This is a genomic window from Gelidibacter salicanalis, assembly GCF_016469035.1.
GTDB classification, from domain to species: Bacteria; Bacteroidota; Bacteroidia; order Flavobacteriales; family Flavobacteriaceae; genus Gelidibacter; species Gelidibacter salicanalis_A.
Genome location: NZ_JAEHJZ010000007.1, coordinates 76,021 through 100,039, shown reverse-complemented (window position 1 = coordinate 100,039; position 24,019 = coordinate 76,021). Strand labels below are relative to the sequence as shown.

Here is a 24,019-nt window from a genome sequence, read left to right as displayed (position 1 = left end):
TGAAACACCCTACTAGTACTTGTTTTCACTTCAAATCATTATTTTTTCAGTCCAAATAACGGTATTTAGCTGACCTAATTTTGTATTTTTGTTACAAGATTAGCTATGAATGAAATATCCTAAAATTCCCCTTGCACAAACCGTTATTCAGCTTTGTAAAGCAAAAAATATCAAACATATTGTTATTTCCCCTGGAAGTAGAAACGCACCGCTGACCATCGGCTTTACCAATGATCCGTTTTTTAAATGCTACAGTATTGTAGATGAGCGTTGTGCCGCTTTTTTTGCTTTAGGAATTGCCCAACAAATTAAATTGCCCGTGTTGGTAGCCTGTACCTCCGGGAGTGCATTGCTCAACTATTATCCGGCGGTGGCTGAAGCGTTTTACAGTGAGATTCCGTTAATTGTTTTATCGGCAGACCGACCTAAACATCTGCAAAATATTGGGGACGGACAGACCATTAATCAGAAACATGTGTTTGAGAACCATATTCTGCATTCGGCCAATTTAAAGTTGGACCTAAAAGACGAACTCAACATTCCTGTTACAGAAGACATTCCTATTTTTAAGAATATTGAGGACAAGTTGGAACGCTTATTAGGGTTGCAAAAAGATATTCAGAAACATAACGAGCAAGAGTTAAACGATGCCCTCAACAAAGCGGTCATTAAAAAAGGACCAGTACACATTAACGTGCCTTTTGATGAACCTTTATATGACATGGTTGATGCTTTAAAGGTGGCACCAAAAAACATTCCGATAGAGGTTGAGGAGCCAAAAATGGATACTTATATCTTGGATCAATGTTTAAACGATTGGCGAAAAGCGAAGCGAAAAATGATATTGGTAGGAGAATTTGCCCCTAACAAAATAGAGCAAAAGTGGTTAAATTTATTGGCTAAAGATGAGAGTGTGATTGTGCTGACAGAAACCACTTCTAATTTAGATCATGGCTCATTTATCACGAGTATTGATAAGTTGATTGCCCCATTGAAAAAAGATGATTTCTTAAAATTACAACCTGAAATTCTCATCACATTTGGCGGGATGATCGTTTCTAAAAAGATCAAAGCATTTTTAAGGGAATACCAACCTAAAGAACATTGGCATATCAGTGAAACCAGAGCCTACGATACCTTTTTCTGCCTGACCCAACATATTAAGGAAACACCCAATTACTTTTTTAGTGAGTTTTTGCCAAAAGCAAAACAAGTAAAAACTTCCTATAAGAATTATTGGACAGGAATTAAATTGGACCGCGCTAAAAAGCATTTGAGTTATGTAGAAAATCTTCCATTTTCTGATTTTAAAGCCTTCGACATCCTCATTAAAAATTTACCAAATGATACCATATTGCAGGTGGGCAACAGTTCAGCCATCAGGTATGCGCAATTGTTCGACATTCATAAATCTATAGAAGTTTTTTGTAACAGAGGCACCAGTGGTATTGACGGTAGCACGGCTACCGCCATAGGTTGTGCAGTGGCGCATAAACGTCAGACCAATTTTATAACCGGCGATTTAAGCTTCTTCTATGACAGTAATGCCCTTTGGAACAATTATATTCCTGCGTCTTTTAGAATTATTATTATTAATAATGGCGGCGGCGGTATTTTTAGAATTCTGCCAGGGCATAAGGACACTGAAAATTTTGATACGTTCTTTGAAACCAAACACGCCTTGACCGCACAGCATTTGGCAGAAATGTACAATTTCAAATATAAAAGGGTGTCTAGTCAAACTGATTTAACCAATGCGCTGAATTCGTTTTTCAAAGAAAGCAACCAACCAAAGATTTTGGAAATTAATACTGTGGGTCAGCCTAATGACGATATATTGCTTAATTACTTCAAACATGTGAAGTAGCGAATTATTTTAATATTCCTGTGGAAGTATCTCAAATTTTGTTATCTTGAAGCTTGATAAATAATTAACTATAAAATATGAGAAATGAGCAAAAGAGATGAATTAATCACAAAATACGCGGCAGATTTAAAAGAAAAATGCGGTGTAAATGCTGATATGGATTTATTGACCAAAGTAGTTATTGGTTGTGGTCCTTCAATTTACAATGCAGATGCTGCAACCGTTTCCGGTTCTGACGCTGCTGAATTGGCAACGGTAAAAAACAACTTTTTGATCAAAAAACTAGGATTGAAAGATGGAGAAGAGTTAGATAAAGGCATCGATTCAGTTATTGAAACCTATGGTAAATCCAATAGAAATAAATACAGAGCAGTAGTGTATTATTTATTGACAAAGCACTTTAAAAAGGAAGCGGTATACAAATAAGACTATAACACATAAATTCAAGAAGCGATACCTCTGTAACCCCAGAACTGTATCGCTTTTTTTTATTGGATAAACACTAATATTCTTACCTTTGCACCATGATACATATTGGAGAGTTCAACACCCTAGAAATACTACGCGAAGCCGAGCAAGGCCTATATATTGCAGACAATGAAGGCAATGAAGTCTTGCTGCCCAATAGATATGTTCCTGAAACCTTTCAAATTTGGGAAAAAATTGAAGTATTTGTGTATTTAGACAATGAGGAACGTCTTGTTGCCGTAACAGATCGTCCATATATAATACGTGGCGAATTTGCCATGTTGCGCTGTAATCAAGTTACCAATCATGGTGCGTTTTTAGATTGGGGCATGGTTAAGGAGTTATTTTGTCCGTTTAAAGAACAAGCTTTTAAAATGAAAGCTGGTGGTTGGTATTTGGTGCATTGTTATTTGGATGAAAAAACGGGCCGTTTGGCAGCATCCAGTAAAACCAATCATTTTCTTGATAATAAAGAACTGACTGTAACCCAATTTGAAGAGGTTGATGTTATTATTTCTCATCCTTCAGAAATTGGTATGAACGTTATTGTCAATAATAAACATGCAGGATTGATCTTTCAAGATGATATTTATAAGGAATTGAGTGTTGGCGACCGTATGAAAGGTGTCGTTAAGAAAATAAGACCTGACAATAAATTGGATATCACCCTAGAGCAGATTGGTTATAGAAAAATAGAACCAAATGCAGATGCAATTATGTATGAGTTGGAAGACAATGGGGGGTATCTCAACTTAACAGATAAATCAAACCCTGAGGATATTAAAACGGTTTTACAAATGAGTAAAAAAACCTTTAAAAAAGCCATCGGTACTTTATATAAACAACGGTTAATAGAAATTAAGGAAGACGGGATCTATCTTATTTAATCCGTATAAAAACACACTATATGAGTCAAATTAAGTGGGAAACTGTAAAGGAATACCAAGATATCACCTATAAAAAATGTAACGGCGTTGCCCGAATAGCGTTTAACCGACCTGAGGTTAGAAATGCATTTAGACCAAAAACCACTAGCGAATTATACGATGCGCTTTACAATGCCAATGAAGATGTAAATATTGGCGTGGTACTATTATCTGCTGAAGGTCCCTCATCTAAAGACGGTGTGTATTCATTTTGCAGTGGTGGCGATCAAAAAGCCAGAGGCCACCAAGGTTATGTAGGCGAAGATGGCTACCACAGATTAAATATCTTGGAAGTCCAACGTTTGATCAGATTTATGCCAAAAGCAGTAATCGCGGTAGTTCCGGGATGGGCAGTTGGCGGTGGACACAGTTTGCATGTAGTGTGCGATTTGACCTTGGCAAGTAAAGAACATGCTATTTTTAAACAAACCGATGCTGATGTAACCAGTTTTGACGGTGGCTACGGGTCTGCATATTTGGCGAAAATGGTGGGTCAGAAAAAAGCACGGGAAATCTTTTTCTTAGGAAGAAATTATTCCGCACAAGACGCTTTTGAAATGGGGATGGTGAACGCAGTCATTCCACATGCTGAGTTAGAAGATACCGCTTATGAGTGGGCCCAGGAAATATTGGCAAAATCACCTACCTCCATAAAAATGTTAAAATTTGCTATGAACATGACCGATGATGGCATGGTTGGGCAGCAGGTTTTTGCAGGAGAAGCAACGCGTTTGGCCTATATGACCGATGAAGCCACTGAAGGACGTAATGCCTTTTTGGAAAAACGGAAACCTAACTTCGAGAAAAAATGGATTCCTTAATCCAATCAGAACTTTAGAATGAACAACATTAAACCTTGGTTATCGGCGTTCAGGTTACGGACGCTGCCATTATCTGTTTCTGGAATTATCTTAGGAGGATGTTTTGCGGCCTACAATGGTTTTTTCGATGCTCTTGTATTCGCCCTAGCGTTATTGGTTACGGTTGCTTTACAAGTTCTATCCAATTTAGCCAATGATTATGGCGATGGCGTGAAAGGAACAGATAATGAAAATCGGGTCGGGCCAATGCGCGCTATTCAAAGTGGCAAAATCACCCCAACGCAAATGTTTAAAGGGCTAAAAGTCAATGTTCTCATTGTAATTTTATTGACCGTATTGCTCATTTATTTCGCTTTTGGTCAGGGTTATTTTTTTTATTCTTTGTTCTTTTTTGTGTTGGGAGGCCTTTCAGTTTATGCGGCACTTAAATATACCATGGGCGAATCGGCTTATGGTTACCGCGGCTTAGGCGATATTTTTGTATTTGTGTTCTTCGGACTCGTCAGTGTTGTGGGCAGTTATTTCCTTTTTGCGAAACAATTGGATCATATTGTAGCACTACCATCTATAGCAGTAGGCTTGTTGAGTGTTGGTGTTCTTAACCTGAATAATATTAGAGATATTGAATCTGATACCCTCTCTAATAAAATCACAATGGCGGTAAAATTAGGGAAAGAAAAAACAAAACAATATCATTTGTTTTTAGTGATATCTGCTATGGTCCTAGGGATCGTCTTTGCGATGTTATACTATACCTCACTTTGGAATTTGATCTTTTTGTTATCTTATATCCCACTAACCATTCATATTATCAAAATCAGTAAAGCAGAACAGTCTTCTGATTTTGATTCCCAATTGAAAGTGCTGGCTTTGTCAACGTTCCTCTTTTCCTTATTGTTGGGTGTGGGCTATCTTTTATGACCATCAAAATAATTAAACGTACATTTTGTAGTAATTCTTCCCATTTTAGTGGTGTTCAAATAGGGTACACCAAAATATTTTGAATATATTTAAGTCGTTCAAAAATTAATACGTCAAAATTTCCAATCACATGAAAATCACATATTACGGTCACGCAAGCTTAGGTATAGAAGTTAATGAGGTTAACATCTTGGTTGATCCTTTTATTTCTGCTAACGAAAAAGCCTCAGATATTGATATCAATACCTTAAAAGCAGATTATATTCTGCTGACACATGCACATCAAGATCATATTTTAGATGTGGAAGCCATTGCCAAACGTACAAATGCAATGATTGTATCTAATTTTGAAATCGCCAGTCATTTTGAAGAACTGGGTTTTGAAGTGCACCCGATGAATCATGGAGGATCCTGGGATTTTGAATTTGGCAATGTCAAATACGTGAACGCTATCCATACGTCGTCTTTTCCTGATGGTAAATACGGCGGACAACCGGGCGGTTTCGTAATTGAAGGTGAACATAAAAATATCTATATTGCTGGAGATACCGCGTTGACTATGGATATGAAACTGATCCCTATGTACGTGAAGCTTGACTTGGCAATTTTACCAATTGGCGATAATTTCACCATGGGTATTGAGGATGCCATTATTGCCAGTGATTTTATTCAATGCGACAAAATTATGGGCTATCATTATGACACTTTTGGGTATATAGAAATTGACCACGAAGAAGCGAAGCGCAAGTTTTTTGACAAGAACAAAGATTTGATGTTGCTGGAAATTGGTGAGAATATTGAATTGTGATATTATACTTTTGGATCAATCAACTAACGGTGCTATCTATGTAAACCCTAGTATAGCGTTGCTTTAATCATTGAAAGACTGAAAACGTCTCACACTGAAATGGTCAAAATAAAGACATATCATACGATTATTACAGGTGTTTTCTCAGTCTTTATTTAATCGTAAAAGATTCCTCGAGGCTCTGCCTCGGGGTTTCCGTTGATCCCGATAATTATCGGGAGTCATTCCCGTGAAAACGGGAATCTAAATACAGAATTTTGGTTTTTGACCTTTTTCAGGTCTAAATGAAACCGGCGAAATACCTCTATGGCTCTGCCTCGAGGATAGTTGGTTTCAAAAAATTCTTTATTAGCGTTAATCTCATTTTTTCTGTGGTGCGCCATCCAATATATTCCGAAAACATGGTCTTCGTGACCGAACGTTTAGTCCGATTTTTAAACCGAAAAACCAGATAATAATCAATTTGCGACGTAAGAGCCAATTAAAAGACCTTTATCCTTAAAAAAACTGAACTAGTATTAAACAATTAGCTAAAAAAACCGCCAACGCCGAAAGAAATAAGAAAGCTGTTCTTTTTCCGCCCAAAATTTCGGATAATACTGAAATTGAGACCTTTAAATGCATCGCAGATATATTACAATAATTTTATTATCCAACTACCACAATAATTCTTTACTTTTGCGTTTTAGTGTTATATTAGTATTATAGAAGAACAATGGAGTACAAAAAACAGATTGGTAAAAATATAGTAGCATTGTTGCTCTTTGTAGCTTTAATGCTTCCTACTGCCATTCAGTTTCTTCATATTTTTGAAGGGCACGAACATATTTCTTGCACAGATCAGGTCACCCACCTTCATAACTCCGATGTTAAATGTGAGATAGGCCATTATTACTTGGTATCTTTCAACTACGATATCGCTGAATACCCTGAATTATTTCTATCAGCAATTCCTTTAAAGGTTGAAGCCGACTTTGCTTCCTTACAATTCCATTCCTTTAAAATAACCAATACCCAGTTACGCGCACCCCCTGTATTTTCTTAATAAACAACAAATATTTATTTAAATGTTAATTAAGAATTTCTATGCGGAACTATGCGTTTTTGATACTGCTATTCAGTAGTATTTCATCTATTTCACAAAATTGTGACAACACACTTTCTGGCACGGTAACAGACCTTCACGACGGCTCATTGCTTATAGGGGCAACTCTCATAGTTGCTGGTACTGAACAAGCTGTGCAGACAGATTTTGATGGAAAATTTATCATTCCAAACTTATGTAATGGTACCTATTCCATTCAGGTGTCGCATCCCTATTGTTTGACTAAAGGGTTTACCGTTAAAATATCTGGCAATACCACCAAATCCTTTAAACTGGAGCATCACTTAGAAGAACTCAACCAAATTACGGTTGAAGGAAAAGCCTACAGCATCAAGTCCAAAACAATCCTTGAAAACACTATTTCAAAAGAAGAATTGGAGCGTTTCAGTAGTGGTTCACTTGGGGATGCCCTAAATAGTTTGAGTGGTGTTTCTTCCCTAAATACTGGAAACACGGTTATAAAACCGCTCATTAATGGTCTTCACAGCAGTCGGGTAGTCATTATAAATAATGGTGTTCGGATGGAAGACCAAGAATGGGGAGCCGAACATGCCCCAAGCATCGATATTAATTCTGTAGGCAACCTTACCTTAATAAAAGGGGCGGGGGCGTTGCAGTACAGTGGCGATGCCGTTGGTGGTGTAATTGTCGTGGAAGCTTCAAAAGTTCCTGTAAAAGATAGCCTCTACGGCAAAACCCAATTTGCAGCGGCAAGCAATGGGCGCGGTTCTTCCCTGACATCGCAATTGACCAAAAGTAATCAAAACGGTTGGTATGCATCTGTTCAGGGAACATTAAAACGCTTTGGCGATTTTGAAGCACCAGATTATGTTTTGAGCAACACCGGCATTTTTGAACGCAACGCTTCTTTAAATGTGGGGCTAAATCGGTTCGACTATGGTATCGAGGCATATTATTCACTCTTTAAAAATGAAATCGGAATATTGAGGGCTTCACACGTGGGCGGTGCGCAAGACCAAATTCGAGCAATAAATAGCGATAGGCCTTTAATCATTGACGATTTTACATATCAAATCAATGCCCCAAGACAAAATGTAACCCATCATTTAGCTCGGATAAAAGGTTTTAAACGATTTGAAAACTTAGGAAAATTGAGCCTACAATATGATTTCCAAAGAAACAATCGCCTTGAATTTGATATTAGGCGTGGTGCGAATAAAGATAACGCCTCAGTAGATTTGCAATTGGACACCCATACACTGTTATTGGATTTGGACTCCCATTTAACAGATATAATAACCCTGAAAACTGGTGTCACGGCAAAATATCAAAACAACTTTGCCGATCCGACAACTGGCGTGCGCAGATTGATACCCGATTATGACAAATACGACTTGGGAATCTACGCCGTAGCAGATTACCGATTGAACGATCAATGGCTTTTTGAAGTAGGAGGGCGTATTGATTATACCTCTATGGACGTTTTTAAATTTTACCGTACTTCTTTTTGGGAAGCACGTAATTATGACAACCTGTTTCCAGAAATAGTGGTCCAGGTACTGGACAATCAGGTTTTGACCAATCCGCAACTTAATTTTTATAACGGTTCAGGAACACTGGGAGCGACCTACTCTTTTGGCGCGGATTATAAATTATTTGTCAACTATTCAATTGCTTCACGAGCGCCAAATCCTTCAGAACTTTTTAGTGAAGGCTTGCACCATTCCGCTTCCCGAATTGAGCTGGGTGATTTAAGCTTTAATTCAGAAATTGGACATAAGGCATCGCTAACATTTCAACGGGATAATGATATCTTCAGTTTCTCAATAAATCCCTATGTCAACACAATTTCAGACTTTATCGTTATTGAGCCTACTGAAATTCAGCAAACGGTACGGGGCAATTTTCAAGTTTGGGAATACCGTCAAACCAATGCACAATTGCTGGGGGTAGATGTGGACGCGTCCTATGCTTTTGCTGAAAATTTAAAATTTACCCATCAGTTTTCTTTGGTAAAGGGGTATGACCGCACCAGGGATGAGCCCTTGATTAGTTTGCCCCCCGTAAATACCCAAAATGAAATCGTTTATCAGAATCCACAATTTAAGAATATCCGCTTGTCATTGCAGAGCGAATATAACTTTAGACAAAATGAATATCCCAATAATAATTTTGAAGTATTCATTCCAGAAACACAAACAATGGAAGTCGTGGACCTAAGCACCCCAACAGATGCGTACCATTTGTTCAATTTTAACTCAAGTATCGATTTTAGGGCCACTGAGAAAGCAATCCTTACAGTAGGTTTTAAAATTACCAACCTATTGAATACTTCCTATCGAAATTACCTGAACCGTCTGCGGTATTATGCAGACGATTTAGGCAGAAACTTTTTATTAAACTTTAAAATCAATTATTAATTTTTAAAATCAAATCAAAATGAAAAAAGTAAAATTTTTAAGTACAGTAGTATTAGCAACCCTTTTATTTACGGCATGTTCCAAAGATGACGATAATCCGGAACCGGTTAATGAAGAAGAAGTTCTTACTACAATGACGGTCACCTTAACCCCACAGGCAGGCGGAACGCCAATAATGCTTCAAACAAAGGATTTGGATGGCGACGGACCTAACGCACCAGAGGTTACGGTATCTGGAAACCTTACGGTAGGAGCAATTTACAATGGCGTCATTGTGCTGCTCAATGAAACGGTAAGCCCACCAGAAAACATTACCGAAGAAGTGGAAGAAGAAGCGAAAGACCATCAATTTTTCTATACCATAGGGAGCGGACTTGATGTAACCACAGAACCTAGTAATTTTGATGGCGACGGAAATCCGCTCGGAACGGAATTTACGTTAACCGCGACTACGGCCAGTTCTGGAACACTTACGTTTACGCTACGTCATTTGCCTACAAAACCAAATACAGGTCTTGGTGATGCAGGTGGAGAGACGGATATTGCAGCTACATTTAACGTAACGGTACAATAAATTTGAATTGATCATATTTTTTTTGCCCAAAGGAATGCCCTTTACACGATTTCTGTAAGGGGCATTTTTATTTGTTGCTCCTGTACACTAAGGAAGTTGAAATTTCACTATTTTTCAAAGCCTATTATATGCTTTGAAAAATTGACCTATGGGACTAAGTGGAGAGAATTTGATTTAGCGCGAAAACTGAGCTAAAGAATGGAAAGAAAGAAATTTTAAAAATTAGGGAAGATTTCTTTTTTAGACTGAACCAGGGCGAGTTTATAATTGATGTGGCTATATAGGATAGGAAGCTGCAATTCAAATTTGGCAACATTCCAAGAAAGTCACCACAAGCATCGAAGCAATTTATCAAACGGATTATGAAGTAAATTTGGAGATGATTGATGATGAACCACGGGCGGTTTTAGAGAAGCGGATTTTGTTAAGCGCTCAATATTATAGCTTTATCCGCATTAAATTATCTGGATATTATTTATATTTAGTGCATAGTTTAAGGATGGATTGCTGCCCAAAAAAATGTTAACTATAAAACCTGAACTGAGAAAGACACCCTTCATTTTAGCACATTTGGTTTTACCCGTTGCACAATACCCATGTTTTAACAACCAAAACAGATAAAATGTCCATCGCAATAACAATGAATTCCAATATTAAAGTAAAAGACGAGGCTAAAGAACAAAACTCCATAAAAATTGAACCTTTCAGAAAAGAGGTGCGAACCACTTCCCCGCACAAACACAACAAGTATTTAGAAATAATATATCTGACCCAAGGTAGCGGGCATCATATAATTGACGACCGGAAATTTACAATCAACGTACCTGTTGTTTTTATCGTACGCACCGAACAAGTACATTGTTGGGAGATTACGTCAGAGCCTGACGGCTTTGTTGCCATCATTAAAAAAGAATTTGCAATGACCTGTCTGGACAATGAAATCAAACAGCTTATCGCAAATATCAGCTCATATAGCTGCCTCTTTCCAAAAGATACTACCAGTGTATCACAATTGTTTCAACTGCTTTCAGAAGAATACAAAACAGTCCATTCAAATAAAACAATAGTCATTGAAGGCTTATTAAAGGCCTTATTGGCAAAAATGCTACAAGAATCAGGCTTTGAAAGCCCATTTACACCAACAGCCCAAACTTGGTATCAACAATTGAGATACCTGCTTGCCCAAGAAAAAAATCTCATTAATAAAGTTTCGCATTATGCCGATATTTTGAATACTTCTCCCCAAAACCTCAATGCAAGTTGCCGTAAAGAAAATAATCAATCGGCTGCCGAAGTGATTTCGGAATATACGATCAACGAAGCAAAACGGTTGTTGCTCTACACGACCTTGAACATTTCGGAAATATCTTTTAAACTTAACTTTAGCGACAATTCCCACTTCACAAAATACTTTAAGAAATATACCGGAAATACACCTACGGCATTTCGGGATCAGTCAAACTAAACACCATTATTTTTTCAAATAGACCATAGTTTCATAGTTATGTTGTATAATTTTACAACATAAAATAGCCGATTATTAAGGGACAAAAATAGAAAAAAAACCATTGAGAACGGATGTGAACGAAGACTCAAATGTGCAAAATCTGAAGAACACTTTTTAACGGTGGCGCTTCCAGATATGGAAAAAGTAATTAAAAACAGAGATTCAATCGTATTCCATAAAGAGTTCAAAATCCTAACAAACAGTTGTAGCAGTTGCCACGCAACACAAAAAGAGCCATATTTTACCATGAAGAAACCACTATATTGACAATCACCAATTAGAAAATAATGATAGAATTTATCACTATATAAAATATTTGATTTTATTTGATAAAAAAAATCCTTAAGATGTTCCAAAAAATTATCACTTCCGACAATTCCAAAACCACCATTATCATTCGCTTACTGGTCGGTGCCGTTTTCCTTTCAGAAGGCATTCAAAAATTTTTATTTCCTGCCCTTCGGGGTGCGGGACGATTTGAAAAAATTGGACTTCCATCACCAGAATTTCTCGGTGCATTTGTCGGTACGGTTGAGATTGTTTGTGGTACATTTATTTTACTTGGCTTACTAACAAGATTGGCGAGTATTCCAACACTCATTATTATGTTGGTTGCCATTGCAACTACAAAATTAGAAATATTGGACGCTGACGGATTTTGGGCAATGATGCATGCTGGTCGAACTGATTGGGCGATGTTTTTGGGTAGTTTATTTTTACTTGTTGAAGGGGCCGGAAACTGGTCTATTGATAAACTGTTGAGCAACAATAGACGCTCCTGTTAACAATCATTCAAGAAATACTTTTAGCATCAACACATTAGATTTCAATAAAAAAAAATTAAATGAAAACGTCTTTTTTTACAGCTCTTGCCTCCTTGTTAATGACCATATCCTTGGCTCAACAAGCTCGCATACCCGCGTCCTATAGCAATTTAGCTTATGATGCCAACGGAACATTATATTTTGAAAGCGACGGGCAAAAATATTTTGCAGAAAAAGTTAGTGCTCCCTATACCATAAAACAGTTTTTAGGCAGCGCAAGAGGAACAGAAACAGGTTGACACTTTGTTGATTGGAAAGAAAAGGCTATGTAAACATAGGCTATCGATTGGCTGATGAAAAAGGAATGTTGCTATTTGATGGTATTATTGCCTTACAGGGAGAAGGCCCATTTAAAGTAGTACCCTCCATTTGTGATGCGACAAAAGACCCTATATTAGCAACAACACCTGTTGACAAAGGCATGATTGAAAGACGAAATGAATACTTAAATATTTTGATTAATGATAGTAAAAAAGTAGTGGGCATTCTTACTGATGACGAGCATAATAACAATTGGCTCAAGCTACCCCCCCAAATAGCTATTTATCCAGAAAATTATGTACATAAAAAACTGAATGTTTCTCGTTCAATTTTTCAAATTAACAATGGCGCTGCTGGAGATCCGTACTACGGCCAGGAAATTCTTTCGTGGAGCAAGCATACCCAATCCTTCAGTGTTGAAAATACCCTATGTCTTTTTTATGTTGACGCAGACAACATTACAATGAAAGTTTATAATCCGGATATTTTAAACCTAATAGATGAAATGAAATTGCGATAAAACAATGCAAGAAAAAAATAGATTAAAAGAGCTAGCCTTACTGTTTTTGAAGTTGGGAAGCATTGCTTTTGGCGGTCCTGCCGCACATATCGCAATGATGGAGGATGAAATTGTCAAAAAAAGAAAGTGGATGACCCAAGAACACTTTCTCGACCTTGTTGGTGCTACCAATTTAATTCCAGGTCCGAATTCGACTGAAATGACTATGCATTGCGGACACGAACGTGCAGGTTGGAAAGGTCTGTTTGTTGCTGGATTTTGCTTCATTTTTCCTGCGGTCGTCATCACTTCTGTTTTTGCCTGGCTCTATCAACAATATGGTCAGTTACCAGAAGTAGAGCCTTTTATCTATGGCATTAAGCCAGCAGTTATTGCAATAATCATTATGGCAGCTTTCCGACTTGGTAAAAAGGCAGTAAAAAATAAGGAACTTGCTATTTTGGGCATTATTACTTTAGTGGCTTGCTTATTAGGAGTTAACGAAATAATAGCTCTTTTTGGATGCGGTTTGCTTGGGTTCGCTATCTATTTTTTAAAAAAAAATGCTGGCAGTTTACATAGTTTTATCCCACTTATCCTTTTTCAGGTTGCCGACCCTTCAAAGATAGAAATTCTTAAAATATTCTTAATTTTTTTAAAAGTTGGCGCAATACTTTATGGCAGTGGCTATGTTTTGTTTGCATTTCTTGACTCAGAATTAGTTGCAAACGGATGGTTGACCAGACAGGCACTGATTGACGCAGTTGCTATTGGACAAATAACGCCAGGACCAGTGTTATCCACTGCAACTTTTATAGGTTGGCAAATGAACGGAATTGCGGGAGCAATTGCTGCAACTCTTGGTATTTTTATTCCGTCGTTCCTTTTCGTATTAATATTAAATCCGTTGATACCGAAAATGCGGAAATCAAAAATTATAGGTGCCGTTTTAGATGCGGTAAATGTCGCTTCGGTTGCATTGATAATTGCCGTTTGTGTAGAAATGGTAAAGGATACTTTAACAGATTGGCGAACAATTTTAATAGTTATTGCAAGTTTGATTATGGTTTTTATTTTCAAAAAAATGAATAGTGCCTTTGTCGTTTTGGGCGGAGCAATTGGGGGATATATATTGACATTAATGTAAAAAGATTAGGAAATCAAATTTAAGTCCAGTTAACTCTGACCTTAGACCCATGGAGCAATTTTGCAAAATTTTGAGACCTTATTATTTCCTAATAAAAAACACTATTGTTGTCCGATTAAAATGCCATCCATCTTCTAAGAATATAGACTGATAAAGGTTTTTCAAAGTTTTGGGCGTTTATGTCCACATTTTTTATTATCTAGTTAGGGGTTAAAACCCTTCAATTCCATTGTCGTTATTTTAGTTTCTATAAAGTTTTAATAGCATTTTTGTCATTTCGAAAGAGCGAGGAACGAGCAACAAGAAATCTTATCATAATGAGATTCCTCTTCGTGCCTCATTCGGAATGACAAACTATTCTTAAAAAAGAATTTCATTCTTTTGTTCAAAATTTTGGACTTCCAGTCCACAGTGGTTTATCTTCTTTGAAGATGTTAACAAACACTATAATTCCTGATAATTATAAATCTTAATGCCTATGTTTTTAGGGCTTAACGGTTGAAATCTTGGTTCTAACAGCGAAGCGGTCTTGATTCTTCCTCAAGAGCCACTGATTTCATCTGGTAAAAATTCGCTAAATCAAAGGGCAGCAGCGCAACCTGTTCTGGGTTTTTGCATTGGCTTTTAACGGCTTCAAGCGCGTTTTCACGTCGAGAGGATAGGATGAGTTGGCAGTTTTCTTGTGACAGCGCTATGGACAAGGCTTTTCCAATGCCGCTCGAAGCTCCCGTAATCCAAATAACTTTAGTGTTGAAATTCATGGGGGGAAATTGAAGATGAAGTTGAAGATGAAGATGAAATTGAAGTTAATGATGAAATTGAAATTGACACTAATGAACTGAAATAAATTGTACTTATTAAACCGTCACAACTCATTTCCAACTGCCGACTGACTACTGCCAACTGCCGACTGACTCCTACCAACTGACTCCTGCCACTCATTCCGCAAATCAGTACTGGACTTACCCGTTCCGTCATGTTTCCATCCAGGAGGTTTGACTATGTATTTGATACGATCACCTAATGATTTTTTTCCAGAAAACACATCTCTGCCCATGGCAACCCATTCGTGAAAGGCCACTGTTATGGGATTATGGGTGTTGATATTGGTTACCAATCCGTACACTACCTTTTCCTCTTTAAGCTCTGGCTGAAATGTTCCGAAAAGTTTATCCCAGATAATAAAAATTCCAGCATGGTTTCTATCGAGATAGAGCGGATTGCTACCGTGATGAACTCGGTGGTGCGATGGTGTGTTCATAATGGCTTCAAACCATTTGGGCATTTTATCAATCGCTTCGGTGTGAATCCAAAATTGATAAAGTAAACTCACCGACATTTGTAATAGAATCATTCCCGGATGAAAACCAATCAACGGCAACCACAACCAAAATATAAAGGTGTAAAATCCGCCAGACCAAGTTTGACGTAAAGCGGTGCTTAAATTATAGTGCTGTGAAGAGTGGTGCACCACATGTGATGCCCAAAATAAACGGTTTTGATGAGAGATGCGATGGAACCAATAGTAAGCAAAATCGTCAGCAAACAATAGCAGTATAAAACTCCACCACGCAAATGGAATAGTGAAAATTCTGAAATTGTCATAAATCATCATAAACGCTACCAATACCATGCCCTTGCTGATAAATCCCAACAACACATTCCCTAAGCCCATGGTAATTGAGGTAACCGCATCTTTTGTTTCATACGATTTCTTGTTCTCTTTAATGCTACCGTAGAGCTCTAACCCAATCGAAATAACGAAAAAAGGAATGGCATAAAGAATGATATTTGGAAATTCAGGCATGTTCATGTAGATGTTCTAAACCAGTGTTGTTTTTTTAGAGTTTACCTAAAGTACGATGTTTTTTGTTAATGAAAACAAATGATAGGAATACCGCCCTTCCATTTCTTAAAAATACAACATTTTTTGACTATTTTTGACCAGATTATGACGGCAACCTACCAAACATACACCCTCAATTTTAAACAACCTAGTGGCACCTCTCGTGGTGTCTTAAAAACTAAGGATACTTGGTTCGTTATCATTGAATCTAACGGTAAAAAAGGCGTTGGGGAATGTGGCATGTTTAGAGGCTTGTCTATTGACGACCGTCCTGATTTTGGATCCGTTCTAAGTTGGACCTGTAAGAATATTTTTTTAGGCAAAGAAGTGCTGATTTCTAAACTGAAAGCGTTTCCGAGCATTCAATTTGGACTTGAAATGGCGTTTCTAGATTTAGAATCCAAAACATCTTTTGAATTATTTCCGTCTAAATTTACCGAAGGTGAAGCAGCTATTCCCATCAATGGATTGATCTGGATGGGGACGGAAGCTTTTATGAAGGAGCAGATCAAATCTAAAATTGACGCTGGATTTAATTGCATCAAACTAAAAATTGGGGCTATCGATTTTCAAGCTGAATTAGAGCTTCTGAAATCGATCAGGACTCATTTTTCGGCAACTGATATCGAACTGCGTGTGGATGCCAACGGTGCATTTACTCCAAATGATGCTTTAGAAAAACTAAAACGATTATCAGACTACCAGTTGCATTCCATAGAGCAGCCTATAAAACAGGGGCAAGTGGAGGAGATGGCTAAACTCTGCGACATAACCCCGTTGGACATCGCCTTAGATGAAGAACTGATTGGGGTTTTGGACCTTTCAGATAAACAGCACTTATTAGAAACTATAAACCCACAATACATTATTTTGAAACCAACGTTGGTGGGCGGTTTTCAAGGCAGTACCGAATGGATTGAAGCTGCCCATGCCAACAGTATTGGCTATTGGATAACTAGCGCGCTAGAGAGCAATGTAGGATTGAATGCTATTGCCCAATGGACCTATACTTTAGAAAATAACCGCCCTCAAGGCCTTGGAACTGGAAGTTTGTTTACAAATAATATTGCCAGTCCGTTAGTGGTAGAACATGGTGGATTGCACTACGATAAAAGAATTAATTGGAATTTTAATTTATAAATAGATATGTATATAGCTCAGGCGTTTAAAGGATTACATGATTGGTGGCGTTATATAATTGGTATAATTATAGCACTGGTAGGATTGGTCATATTTTCAATTCCGCATGCATTGGGTGTGTTTCTCAAAACCATGCGAGGCGGTTCTATTGACCAGTCTAAAATGGGTGATACAGCGTATTTAATGGGGTTGTTTGAACCTAATTTAAATCTTGTATTTATTCTGCTTCCTTTTGTTGGTGGCTTGCTGTTTTTACTTGGTGCCGTAAAGTGGCTGCATAAACAGTCGTTTACATCGCTTACCACAGCCCGACCAAAAATAGATTGGAAACGTTTTTGGGTCATCTTTTTCTTTTGGGGAATTTTATCCTCCAGTTTAGTGCTGATAGATTACTATATGTCCCCTGAAGATTATGTCTTTAATTTTAATCTGCAACCATTTTTGATCCTCTGTGTTATCGCTATTATTTTGGTGCCATTACAGACCAGTTTTGAGGAGTATTTGTTTAGAGGTTATATCATGCAAGGGCTTGGTGTGGTTACACGGTATAAAGTGGTGCCATTAATCTTTACCTCTATAGTTTTCGGATTGTTGCATATGGCAAACCCTGAAGTAGACAAGCTTGGTCCCATAATTATGGTGTATTATATAGGTACAGGATTATTTTTAGGAATTATGACTTTGATGGATGACGGGTTAGAGTTAGCTTTAGGTTTTCATGCTGCCAACAATTTATTTACCGCCTTATTGGTTACTGCAGACTGGACCGCATTCCAAACGCATTCCGTTTTAAAAGACATTTCTGACCCGCAAACTGCTGGAGTAACAGTTATTATTGTGCCAGTATTTATCATGTTTCCTATCATCCTATTTATCTTGTCAAAAATGTATAATTGGACCGATTGGAAAGGCAAGTTATTTGGTAAGGTGGTAGAACCAAATCATAAATTTAAAGTACAAGAGGAAATTGATACTATTGGTATTGAATAAGTGCTAATTTTTTTCCTTAAGGCACCTTGGTTAACCAAGAAACTTCTACCTTGGGTCTCTAATAACGTTTAGATAATTATACTGTAAAAACATAAAAAATGACGCCAACATTTGATAAAATTCATTTAAAATTTAAGTTAAACGGGAACTCCTACAATGTTGAAGACCTTAATGAAGTGGCTTATAGCTTAGTAAAGGAAGGAGCACCCTATGAAAAAGTAATGGGCGATTTCCTAATGGATTGGTTAGATGCTAAAGATTATATTAATGTAAGGACTTCTGGCTCTACTGGAAAACCAAAGTTGATGAAGGTCAGCAAGCAGGCTATGGTCAATTCAGCAATTGCCACCGGTAACTATTTTAATATGGAACCCGGACAAAAAGCGCTACTTTGTTTGCCTACCCATTATATTGCCGGCAAAATGATGTTGGTAAGAGCCATGGTGTTAGGTTTGGAACTCGATTTTGTAGATCCAACCTCGCAACCTGTCTTTGATTATGGGCAGACTTATGATTTTTGTGCCATGATTCCACTGCAATTAAAAAATACCGTGGATTATATTTACAATATCAAAACCTTGATTATTGGAGGTGCCACCATCTCACAACCCTTAGAAGATGCTATTCAAGGTTTAGAAACTAAAATTTTTGCTACTTACGGCATGACGGAAACTGTAAGTCATGTGGCGGTAAAAGCCATGAATGGAGAACATAGGATGAAGTATTTTACGGTATTCCCTGATGTTAGTATTTCTCAAGACGGTAGAGGTTGCTTGGTTATTGATGCCCCTAAAGTAGCTTTAGAACAGCTGGTGACTACTGATGTGGTTAACATACATTCTCCTACAGAATTTGAACTGATTGGACGTGCTGATAACATCATCAATTCTGGTGGTGTTAAATTATTCCCAGAACAGATTGAAGCCAAGCTTGCCGGTAAAATTAAAGAGCGTTTTATTATTGCTTCTCAACTGGATGTAGATTTAGGTGAAAAACTAATTCTTGTTGTGGAAAGCGATAAAAACACAGTTGACAACTCAGCTTTTGCTGATTTGGATAAGTTTGAAGTGCCTAAGGACATTTATAATATCCCAAAATTTAAAGAAACCGCTACCGGAAAAATTCAGCGTAAGGACACTCTTAAATTATTAGGAAAGAACATTCACTAAAATATACCATCAGTCATAAAGGCTGTTGAGAAACTTAATTAGAAAAGGAGTGGAAGCCATTGGGTTTTTGCTCCTTTTTTATTTCCAATACCAGGTGATTTTTTAATTGACCCCAAAAAATGTGCAGTGGTCATCAAGACGTTCTAATCTTCTTTTTTGTAAGTATTGAGAATGTAAATGCTGCTGCAAATCCAATAACTGAGAAAGCAGCCATTCCTAAAAACACATGTTGATGCCCTAGTTCACCAGGCGAATTGTCTAAAAGCAATCCTATTAAAGGACCCGCAAAAATGTCAGGGGTGTACCCTACCACAGAAATAAATCCGATAGCTGTTCCCGTAATGGCCAATGGTAAAGTTGCCTCTTCCATAATTGCAAAATAAAGAACACGCGTAGCATATACTCCAATGGCCATGAATATTATAGAAATGACAAAGAGACCAATAGTGTTGTCCGAAATAATTCCTGAGGCAAAAAGCAAACTGCTGAGCAACATGATAACAAAGCCAATAATAATCCATAAGGAAGCCCGTGTTCTATCTGCCAGAAACCCAATGGTAATGCCGGTTACAGGCCGTGCATAAAGGAGATATGTACCAATCTCGGCAGATTTGATGGCGTCAAATTTTAACACATCCTTGGCGTACAAACTAAAGATATCAGTGATTTTATAGCCAACATAAGCACACAAAATAATAAGCATCATCAGCCAAACCGATGGATATTTCAAAACAGCTTTAAAATTTTCGAGCGTATATACTTTACTTTGTTGGGTTATTGTTTCGGCGCTATCAGATAATGGCTTAAGGAAATAAAACACCAGAATTCCGATTAACACAACCACTCCGGAAGAGATCCAAACCACATATTTAAAGGCGTCTTGCCGTTCTAACAGCGATGCAGCTGAAACATCAACGGTGAGCATATAGGAAAAAACCAACACGCCTAGAGAGCCAAAACTCGCCGCTACGAGGCCTCTACCACCATCTAAAAATCCGAAGGCAAGTCCTTGTTTGTTTTGTCCGCCCCAAACTCTTGTGGCTTTAATCATAGGTGCCCAAAACAAAAAAATGGTGGTAAACCCATAATAGCCAAACAATATTTTTAATGCTGTATAAGAGGGGAAGGTCGCCATATAAAAACCACCTAATGCGGTCATAAACAGTGCAACGGCCATTAAGGTTCTTGGCGCATATTTATCTGCTAACGACCCACCAAAAAAGTAGGAGAGCAAGGCTACCACCCCATAAACTGAAAAACAACTACCTAACTCAAAGTTATTGATCTTAAAAACCTCTAAAAATGTAGGTCTGAAAATTCGTGCCAAGACAAAGGGAAGCACAAAAATTGCTTCCCCTGCCAAAATTAACAATAGGATGATATATATAGACTGTTTTGGTTTTGTAGCGTCCATTACACCTGCAGCACCCCCATATTGAATTTCTTCTCAATAGGAGCGTGGTTAGCCGCCTCAATACCCATACTGATCCAAGTTCTCGTATCTAACGGATCGATAATACCGTCGGTCCAAATGCGTGCTGCTGCATAATAGGGCGACACTTGATCATCATAACGGTCTTTGATTTTTTTAAAAAGTTCGTCTTCCTGTTCTTTGGTGATGGTTTTCCCTTTCTTTTTGAGAGAAGCGGTTTCAATTTGAAGGAGTACTTTTGCGGCACTATTCCCGCTCATAACCGCTAACTCAGCACTTGGCCATGCGACGATCAAGCGAGGGTCATAGGCTTTTCCACACATCGCATAGTTTCCAGCCCCGTAACTGTTGCCGATTATAATGGTGAATTTTGGCACTACAGAGTTGCTCACTGCATTTACCATTTTAGCGCCATCTTTAATAATGCCACCGTGTTCACTTTTACTGCCAACCATAAATCCGGTCACATCCTGTAAAAAGACTAAGGGGATTTTTTTCTGATTACAATTGGCTATAAAGCGGGTTGATTTATCGGCGGAATCGTTATAAATCACGCCACCAAATTGCATTTCGCCTTTTGCGGTTTTCACCAATTGTCGCTGATTGGCAACAATTCCAACCGCCCAGCCGTCAATTCTTGCATACGCGGTAATGATGGTTTGTCCGTAGCCAGCTTTATATTCATCATATTCCGAATTATCCACCAAACGTTTGATAATCTCATACATATCATACTGTTCCGCGCGACTTTTTGGAATAATGCCATAAATATCTTCTGGATTTTCCTTTGGTTTTACGGCTTTTGCACGATTGTATCCAGCTTTGTCATAATCGCCAATTTTATCTATAATATTTTTGATGGTATCCAAGGCATCCTTGTCATCTTTCGCTTTATAATCTGTAACGCCAGAGATTTCGCAGTGTGTGGTAGCACCTCCTAAAGTTTCGTTGTCAATCGTTTCACCAATCGCCGCCTTTACTAAATAACTTCCAGCAAGAAAAATGCTTCCAGTTTTATCGACTATCAGTGCTTCATCACTCATAATCGGTAAATAGGCGCCACCAGCAACACAACTTCCCATTACCGCAGCAATTTGAGTAATCCCCATACTGCTCATAATGGCATTGTTTCTAAAAATACGTCCAAAATGTTCTTTGTCCGGAAAAATTTCATCTTGCATTGGGAGGTAAACTCCTGCAGAATCCACTAAATATATTATTGGCAATCTATTTTCTATCGCAATTTCCTGGGCTCTTAAATTCTTTTTTGCGGTAATTGGAAACCAAGCGCCCGCCTTAACTGTAGCATCATTGGCCACCACCATACACTGTTTGCCTCTCACATACCCTATTTTTATGACCACACCTCCAGAAGGACAGCCACCATGTTCTTCATACATGCCTTCACCTGCAAAAGCGGCAATTTCAATAGATTTTGCTTTAGGATCTAATAGGTAATTGATGCGCTCACGTGCCGTCATTTTGCCTTTAGCGTGATGTTTATCGATTCCTTTTTGTCCGCCACCCAATTTTACTTGGGCAAGGCGTTGACGTAAAGCAGAAAGCAAAAGTTTATTGTGATCTTCGTTTTTATTGAAGTTAAGGTCCATTACAAATGTTTTAGTTGACGCTAAAATACGAACTTTAAAAGTTATACAAAAGAAGGACATTGGGATATGACGATTTATTTTTAGAATAATTTACCTTGGGATTATATTCCTAGGAATATAATTTATTTTAAACTATATTTGTCCACTAAAATTATAACACCGTTTATGAAGACCAATAAAATTATGTATTACATAGCAACAGGATTATTAACCGTATTGCTCCTTTTTTCGGCTGGGATGTATTTTTTTAATTACGACGAAGTATCCCAAATGTTCACAAGTTTCGGGTATCCAACCTACCTTATCTATCCATACGCTGTGATGAAACTTCTAGGTTTGATTGCACTTTGGAATTTAAGTTTTAATGTGCTAAAGGAATGGGCTTATGCCGGTTACTTTTTTGCTTTTATCCTGGCATTTTTTGCCCATTACATGATTGGCGATGTAGAACAAATGGCTGCTTTAATTGCGCTAGTTTTATTAGTGGTTTCTTATATTTACAACAAAAAAATAACACAATAGTATGAAGCACATAATAGCATTTGCAGGAAGTAACAGCTCAAAGTCCATCAACAAGCAGCTGTCAACCTATGCGGCCAGTTTAGTAGAAGATGTCAAATCCACAATTTTAGATTTAAATGATTTTGAGTTACCGGTGTTTGGGGTTGATTTAGAAAAAAAAGAGGGCATTCCTGAAAACGCTCAGAAATTGCTAAACCATATAAAAAACTCAGATGGCATTATTTTATCCCTTGCTGAACATAATGGAGCCTATGCAACAGTATTTAAAAACATCTTTGACTGGATGTCCCGTGCAGAACAAAAAACATTTATGGGCAAACCGATGTTGTTGATGGCAGCTTCGCCAGGAGGAAGAGGTGGAGCCTCTGTTTTGGCTATGGCGAAAGACCGCTTTCCTAGACATAACGCAAAAATTGTTGCAACGTTTTCTTTGCCTAATTTTTATGAAAATTTCGCAGATGGAGAACTTATTAACGCCAGTTTGAATACAGAGTTGGAAACTGCCACGACGGCATTTCAGCAAGCGCTTTTAACTATGGCAACAGAACCTTCCGAAGACAGGAAATAAGGCATCTTGTCTATCTTAATTACACTAAACCAGAAGTCGCATCGCTGATTGGGCATTTGACCAAAAAAACAACAATACTACTCAATGTGCGTATGCTAAGGTGGTATTTAAAAGGAAGAATACTCAGGTATGCTGTTCTAAAATCAAAAACTTTAAAATAAATTTTAGCCACTGAAAAATGGGAAATCTATCAAAAGACATCAATTCTAAATTTGCCAATGTCAAAATTAAGGCAATGATTAATGTGCTTTACACCGCCAATTGGATTACAAGTTTTCAGAATGAGTTCTTTAAACCACACGGAATTTCGCCACAACAATTCAATATCCTTAAAATTTTAAATGGTGCCAATGAGCCGTTAAAAGTGCAGACTATTAAAGAACGGATGATTGACCGCTCCCCAAATGCCACTCGTTTAATGGATAAGTTACATGCCAAAGACTATATTAAACGATTGCCATCTTCTGCTGACCGACGCGTCGTGTTTATTGAAATTACTGAAAAAGGCAAGACATTGTTAAGTTCTATTTCGGCCGATTTTAATGATGATTTGGTTAAAAACCTCACCGAAGGGGACGCGCAGCTCTTAAGCGATTTATTGGATAAGATGCGTTAACATCCTTAGTTATTATT

Annotated in this window: 24 protein-coding genes; 20 read left to right on the top strand and 4 right to left on the bottom strand. The window is 37.7% G+C overall.

Annotated elements, in window-relative coordinates:
- The first annotated feature begins 109 nt into the window (after nt 1-109).
- The 14 genes from menD (at nt 110) to chrA (ending at nt 14,109) form a co-directional block, all read left to right on the top strand.
- Nucleotides 110-1,867 carry a 2-succinyl-5-enolpyruvyl-6-hydroxy-3-cyclohexene-1-carboxylate synthase gene (gene menD / locus JEM65_RS04645; protein WP_199597532.1) on the top strand — a complete coding sequence of 586 codons (1,758 nt, stop codon included), beginning with the start codon at nt 110-112 and terminating at the stop codon, nt 1,865-1,867.
- An 84-nt stretch (nt 1,868-1,951) separates the two neighbouring features.
- Nucleotides 1,952-2,293 carry a DUF2853 family protein gene (locus JEM65_RS04640; protein WP_199597531.1) on the top strand — a complete coding sequence of 114 codons (342 nt, stop codon included), beginning with the start codon at nt 1,952-1,954 and terminating at the stop codon, nt 2,291-2,293.
- 98 nt (nt 2,294-2,391) lie between these two features.
- Complete coding sequence (locus tag JEM65_RS04635) at nt 2,392-3,222, top strand: CvfB family protein (protein WP_199597530.1); 831 nt, start codon at nt 2,392-2,394, stop codon at nt 3,220-3,222.
- Nucleotides 3,223-3,242: 20 nt separating this feature from the next.
- Nucleotides 3,243-4,082, top strand: a complete 840-nt coding sequence (locus JEM65_RS04630; RefSeq protein ID WP_199597529.1) for a 1,4-dihydroxy-2-naphthoyl-CoA synthase — start codon at nt 3,243-3,245, stop codon at nt 4,080-4,082.
- A gap of 18 nt (nt 4,083-4,100) precedes the next feature.
- On the top strand, nt 4,101-5,003 hold the full coding sequence (gene menA / locus JEM65_RS04625; protein WP_199597528.1) for a 1,4-dihydroxy-2-naphthoate octaprenyltransferase: 903 nt from the start codon (nt 4,101-4,103) through the stop codon (nt 5,001-5,003).
- 130 nt (nt 5,004-5,133) lie between these two features.
- Nucleotides 5,134-5,811, top strand: coding sequence for a metal-dependent hydrolase (locus JEM65_RS04620; RefSeq protein WP_199597527.1), 678 nt, complete (start codon nt 5,134-5,136; stop codon nt 5,809-5,811).
- A gap of 715 nt (nt 5,812-6,526) precedes the next feature.
- Complete coding sequence (locus JEM65_RS04615; RefSeq protein ID WP_199597526.1) at nt 6,527-6,856, top strand: hypothetical protein; 330 nt, start codon at nt 6,527-6,529, stop codon at nt 6,854-6,856.
- Between the two features lie 41 nt (nt 6,857-6,897).
- Complete coding sequence (locus JEM65_RS04610; protein ID WP_199597525.1) at nt 6,898-9,297, top strand: TonB-dependent receptor; 2,400 nt, start codon at nt 6,898-6,900, stop codon at nt 9,295-9,297.
- A 19-nt stretch (nt 9,298-9,316) separates the two neighbouring features.
- Nucleotides 9,317-9,871: a type 1 periplasmic binding fold superfamily protein gene (locus JEM65_RS04605; protein ID WP_199597524.1), complete on the top strand. Its 555-nt coding sequence runs from the start codon at nt 9,317-9,319 to the stop codon at nt 9,869-9,871.
- Nucleotides 9,872-10,493: 622 nt separating this feature from the next.
- Nucleotides 10,494-11,336, top strand: a complete 843-nt coding sequence (locus JEM65_RS04600) for an AraC family transcriptional regulator (protein WP_233530523.1) — start codon at nt 10,494-10,496, stop codon at nt 11,334-11,336.
- 389 nt (nt 11,337-11,725) lie between these two features.
- Nucleotides 11,726-12,163 (top strand): DoxX family protein, encoded by a 438-nt coding sequence (locus tag JEM65_RS04595; protein ID WP_199597523.1) that lies wholly within the window; start codon nt 11,726-11,728, stop codon nt 12,161-12,163.
- A 59-nt stretch (nt 12,164-12,222) separates the two neighbouring features.
- Entirely contained in the window at nt 12,223-12,441 is a 219-nt protein-coding gene (locus JEM65_RS04590) for a hypothetical protein (RefSeq protein WP_199597522.1), read from the top strand.
- 11 nt (nt 12,442-12,452) lie between these two features.
- Nucleotides 12,453-12,983, top strand: a complete 531-nt coding sequence (locus JEM65_RS04585) for a hypothetical protein (RefSeq protein ID WP_199597521.1) — start codon at nt 12,453-12,455, stop codon at nt 12,981-12,983.
- Between the two features lie 4 nt (nt 12,984-12,987).
- Nucleotides 12,988-14,109: a chromate efflux transporter gene (chrA, locus tag JEM65_RS04580; RefSeq protein ID WP_199597520.1), complete on the top strand. Its 1,122-nt coding sequence runs from the start codon at nt 12,988-12,990 to the stop codon at nt 14,107-14,109.
- A 512-nt stretch (nt 14,110-14,621) separates the two neighbouring features.
- On the opposite strand, the gene JEM65_RS04575 is transcribed toward chrA, so the two are convergent.
- Together JEM65_RS04575 and JEM65_RS04570 are read right to left on the bottom strand one after the other, a co-directional pair.
- Nucleotides 14,622-14,870 (bottom strand): SDR family NAD(P)-dependent oxidoreductase, encoded by a 249-nt coding sequence (locus JEM65_RS04575; RefSeq protein WP_199597519.1) that lies wholly within the window; start codon nt 14,868-14,870, stop codon nt 14,622-14,624.
- A 104-nt stretch (nt 14,871-14,974) separates the two neighbouring features.
- Nucleotides 14,975-15,922 (bottom strand): sterol desaturase family protein, encoded by a 948-nt coding sequence (locus JEM65_RS04570; RefSeq protein WP_233530522.1) that lies wholly within the window; start codon nt 15,920-15,922, stop codon nt 14,975-14,977.
- A gap of 138 nt (nt 15,923-16,060) precedes the next feature.
- Between JEM65_RS04570 and JEM65_RS04565 the strand changes: the two genes are divergently transcribed.
- The 3 genes from JEM65_RS04565 (at nt 16,061) to JEM65_RS04555 (ending at nt 19,254) form a co-directional block, all read left to right on the top strand.
- On the top strand, nt 16,061-17,095 hold the full coding sequence (locus JEM65_RS04565) for an o-succinylbenzoate synthase (protein ID WP_199597754.1): 1,035 nt from the start codon (nt 16,061-16,063) through the stop codon (nt 17,093-17,095).
- 6 nt (nt 17,096-17,101) lie between these two features.
- A complete protein-coding gene (locus JEM65_RS04560; protein WP_199597518.1) occupies nt 17,102-18,085 on the top strand; it encodes a CPBP family intramembrane glutamic endopeptidase in 984 nt (327 codons plus the stop codon).
- A gap of 98 nt (nt 18,086-18,183) precedes the next feature.
- Nucleotides 18,184-19,254: an AMP-binding protein gene (locus tag JEM65_RS04555; protein WP_199597517.1), complete on the top strand. Its 1,071-nt coding sequence runs from the start codon at nt 18,184-18,186 to the stop codon at nt 19,252-19,254.
- Nucleotides 19,255-19,387: 133 nt separating this feature from the next.
- Here JEM65_RS04555 and JEM65_RS04550 read toward each other — a convergent pair whose 3' ends face one another.
- Complete coding sequence (locus tag JEM65_RS04550) at nt 19,388-20,668, bottom strand: MFS transporter (protein WP_199597516.1); 1,281 nt, start codon at nt 20,666-20,668, stop codon at nt 19,388-19,390.
- Entirely contained in the window at nt 20,668-22,296 is a 1,629-nt protein-coding gene (locus JEM65_RS04545; RefSeq protein WP_199597515.1) for an acyl-CoA carboxylase subunit beta, read from the bottom strand. Before JEM65_RS04545 ends, JEM65_RS04550 begins: the two co-directional genes overlap by 1 nt.
- A 165-nt stretch (nt 22,297-22,461) precedes the next feature.
- Between JEM65_RS04545 and JEM65_RS04540 the strand changes: the two genes are divergently transcribed.
- From JEM65_RS04540 to JEM65_RS04530, 3 genes are all read left to right on the top strand, one after another.
- Nucleotides 22,462-22,818: a DoxX family protein gene (locus tag JEM65_RS04540; RefSeq protein ID WP_199597514.1), complete on the top strand. Its 357-nt coding sequence runs from the start codon at nt 22,462-22,464 to the stop codon at nt 22,816-22,818.
- A gap of 1 nt (nt 22,819) precedes the next feature.
- Entirely contained in the window at nt 22,820-23,386 is a 567-nt protein-coding gene (locus JEM65_RS04535) for an NADPH-dependent FMN reductase (RefSeq protein WP_199597513.1), read from the top strand.
- Between the two features lie 178 nt (nt 23,387-23,564).
- The gene (locus JEM65_RS04530; protein WP_199597512.1) at nt 23,565-24,002 is read left to right on the top strand and encodes a MarR family winged helix-turn-helix transcriptional regulator; all 438 of its coding nucleotides are present in this window, start codon (nt 23,565-23,567) and stop codon (nt 24,000-24,002) included.
- Nucleotides 24,003-24,019: the final 17 nt, after the last annotated feature.

Coding starts and splice junctions, on each gene's coding strand:
- JEM65_RS04555 (WP_199597517.1), top strand. CDS start 18,184: ATGACGCCAACATTTGATAAAATTCATTTAAAATTTAAGTTAAACGGG.
- JEM65_RS04605 (WP_199597524.1), top strand. CDS start 9,317: ATGAAAAAAGTAAAATTTTTAAGTACAGTAGTATTAGCAACCCTTTTA.
- JEM65_RS04600 (WP_233530523.1), top strand. CDS start 10,494: ATGTCCATCGCAATAACAATGAATTCCAATATTAAAGTAAAAGACGAG.
- JEM65_RS04560 (WP_199597518.1), top strand. CDS start 17,102: ATGTATATAGCTCAGGCGTTTAAAGGATTACATGATTGGTGGCGTTAT.
- menA (WP_199597528.1), top strand. CDS start 4,101: ATGAACAACATTAAACCTTGGTTATCGGCGTTCAGGTTACGGACGCTG.
- JEM65_RS04550 (WP_199597516.1), bottom strand. CDS start 20,668: ATGGACGCTACAAAACCAAAACAGTCTATATATATCATCCTATTGTTA.
- JEM65_RS04575 (WP_199597519.1), bottom strand. CDS start 14,870: ATGAATTTCAACACTAAAGTTATTTGGATTACGGGAGCTTCGAGCGGC.
- JEM65_RS04590 (WP_199597522.1), top strand. CDS start 12,223: ATGAAAACGTCTTTTTTTACAGCTCTTGCCTCCTTGTTAATGACCATA.
- JEM65_RS04530 (WP_199597512.1), top strand. CDS start 23,565: ATGGGAAATCTATCAAAAGACATCAATTCTAAATTTGCCAATGTCAAA.
- chrA (WP_199597520.1), top strand. CDS start 12,988: ATGCAAGAAAAAAATAGATTAAAAGAGCTAGCCTTACTGTTTTTGAAG.
- JEM65_RS04615 (WP_199597526.1), top strand. CDS start 6,527: ATGGAGTACAAAAAACAGATTGGTAAAAATATAGTAGCATTGTTGCTC.
- JEM65_RS04620 (WP_199597527.1), top strand. CDS start 5,134: ATGAAAATCACATATTACGGTCACGCAAGCTTAGGTATAGAAGTTAAT.
- JEM65_RS04640 (WP_199597531.1), top strand. CDS start 1,952: ATGAGCAAAAGAGATGAATTAATCACAAAATACGCGGCAGATTTAAAA.
- JEM65_RS04545 (WP_199597515.1), bottom strand. CDS start 22,296: ATGGACCTTAACTTCAATAAAAACGAAGATCACAATAAACTTTTGCTT.
- JEM65_RS04595 (WP_199597523.1), top strand. CDS start 11,726: ATGTTCCAAAAAATTATCACTTCCGACAATTCCAAAACCACCATTATC.
- JEM65_RS04630 (WP_199597529.1), top strand. CDS start 3,243: ATGAGTCAAATTAAGTGGGAAACTGTAAAGGAATACCAAGATATCACC.
- JEM65_RS04540 (WP_199597514.1), top strand. CDS start 22,462: ATGAAGACCAATAAAATTATGTATTACATAGCAACAGGATTATTAACC.
- JEM65_RS04535 (WP_199597513.1), top strand. CDS start 22,820: ATGAAGCACATAATAGCATTTGCAGGAAGTAACAGCTCAAAGTCCATC.
- JEM65_RS04635 (WP_199597530.1), top strand. CDS start 2,392: ATGATACATATTGGAGAGTTCAACACCCTAGAAATACTACGCGAAGCC.
- JEM65_RS04565 (WP_199597754.1), top strand. CDS start 16,061: ATGACGGCAACCTACCAAACATACACCCTCAATTTTAAACAACCTAGT.
- menD (WP_199597532.1), top strand. CDS start 110: ATGAAATATCCTAAAATTCCCCTTGCACAAACCGTTATTCAGCTTTGT.
- JEM65_RS04570 (WP_233530522.1), bottom strand. CDS start 15,922: ATGAACATGCCTGAATTTCCAAATATCATTCTTTATGCCATTCCTTTT.
- JEM65_RS04610 (WP_199597525.1), top strand. CDS start 6,898: ATGCGGAACTATGCGTTTTTGATACTGCTATTCAGTAGTATTTCATCT.